This is a genomic window from uncultured Aggregatibacter sp. (assembly GCF_901873365.1).
GTDB lineage: Bacteria > Pseudomonadota > Gammaproteobacteria > Enterobacterales > Pasteurellaceae > Aggregatibacter.
In genome coordinates this window covers 1-1,631 of record NZ_CABFLM010000133.1, presented here as the reverse complement: position 1 = coordinate 1,631, position 1,631 = coordinate 1, and the positions used below count along the sequence as shown (strand labels likewise).

Annotated in this window: 2 protein-coding genes; both read left to right on the top strand. The window is 43.0% G+C overall.

The features are described 5' to 3' along the window. The coding region (locus tag QZ106_RS10290; protein WP_295976714.1) for an RHS repeat-associated core domain-containing protein at positions 1–978 on the top strand (978 nt) is incomplete at its 5' end. Continuing rightward, positions 975–1,529, top strand: coding sequence for a tlde1 domain-containing protein (locus QZ106_RS10285; protein ID WP_295976713.1), 555 nt, complete (start codon positions 975–977; stop codon positions 1,527–1,529). The genes QZ106_RS10290 and QZ106_RS10285, both read left to right, overlap by 4 nt. Positions 1,530–1,631 lie beyond the last annotated feature (102 nt).

Here is a 1,631-nt window from a genome sequence, read left to right as displayed (position 1 = left end):
CGCAGCCAGGGGGCGCTTAACGGACGTTATTGTTATGATGAGATGGGGCGCTTGGTCCAACAACAGGCAGGACTTGCAAATCAACAAAACGCCGTGCAAATCGACCGCACTTATGGCTATGACGAATTGGGTCACCTTATCCAAACCCGTACCCACTGCCCACAACAGCCCTTTGAGGCACCACAACAGACGCAGTATCAATACGACAACTTGGGACGCATTGCCAAAGCGGCTAGCCAAGGGCATAGTCAGCATTTTTACTTTGACCCGGCAAGTAACCTTATCAACGACCCGACGGAAAAGGTGATTAACAACCGCCTGAGCCACTATCAAGGTGTGCGTTACACTTACGACAGTCTCGGAAACCTCACCGAATGCCAAACTGCTAATGGTGACTATCAGCGTTATACCTACGACTTAAAACATCAACTGATTCGGGCAGATATCCATAACCGTTACACCACCGAAAGCTGGGTGTATGATTATGACCCACTGGGCAGACGGATTGCGAAATCCAAACTGAACAAACAAGGCGAAAAACAATGCCACACGCAATTTATCTGGGCGGGCTCACACTTAGTGCAGGAGATTCGCAAAGGGAAAAACAACGAAAAAACCGACCGCACTTTCACTTACATTTACACCCATCCCGACAGCTATGAACCGCTGGCACAGTGTTATAAAGAGAGTGAAAACGCACAACATACCGTGAACTACTTCCACTGTGACCAAATCGGCGTGCCAAGAGAAATGACAGACAGCCAAGGCAAACTCCTTTGGAAAGGACGTTATGACGCTTGGGGACAGCTTATTCATGACAGCAACCGTCATGCCCAACGGACCACCCACCAACCGTTCCGCCTGCAGAACCAGTATGCCGACGAAGAAACCGGTTTGCACTACAACTTCTTCCGCTACTACGACCCGCATATCGGGCGGTTTACGCAACAGGACCCGATTGGATTGATGGGGGGATGAATTTGTATTCTTTGGCTCGAAATGCGATTTCTTATGTTGATCCATTAGGATTATCGCCAAATAATAATGTTGATCAGTTTGGGGATTATTATGGTTCCTCTGCAAGAGCAGCTAAAATACCAACTTGTCAGTATTCTATTACCCTACAAACATTTGTTTGTAAATCAAAGAATCCAAATACACCAAATTTAATAAAAAGTATTGATCCTAGCTGTATTCATTCTGGTCGTAATGAACATAAAAATAATCCTGACTCGGTGAATGTACAAGATTATGGACCAATTTGGCCGGGGGTATTTACAATGAAACCAAATACCATTCCAGGTCATGAGGGATGGTACGCGTTACAACCTGTTGGATGGAGTAAGATTGATTCTATTTTACATTATCTTGGTGTCAAGAGGGCTGGGGCAAATTTGCATATAGGAACAGTATCTCATGGATGTATTACAGTTAGTTCAAGTTGCCAAGAACAGTTTGATGACATAATAAACTTTTTAAATGCTGAATCTGCAGCTGGTTATGAAAATATATTAGAGGTAGTGAAATGAAGAGAATGTTATTTATTATATGTATTTTTATTTTAATTGGTTTGATTTTATATATGTGTTTAAGAATCTTTTATCAAAAAAGATTAGATGAGGCTACTATTT

Excerpts from the sequence above, each read along its gene's own strand:
- QZ106_RS10285 (WP_295976713.1), top strand. The coding sequence starts at position 975 with ATGAATTTGTATTCTTTGGCTCGAAATGCGATTTCTTATGTTGATCCA.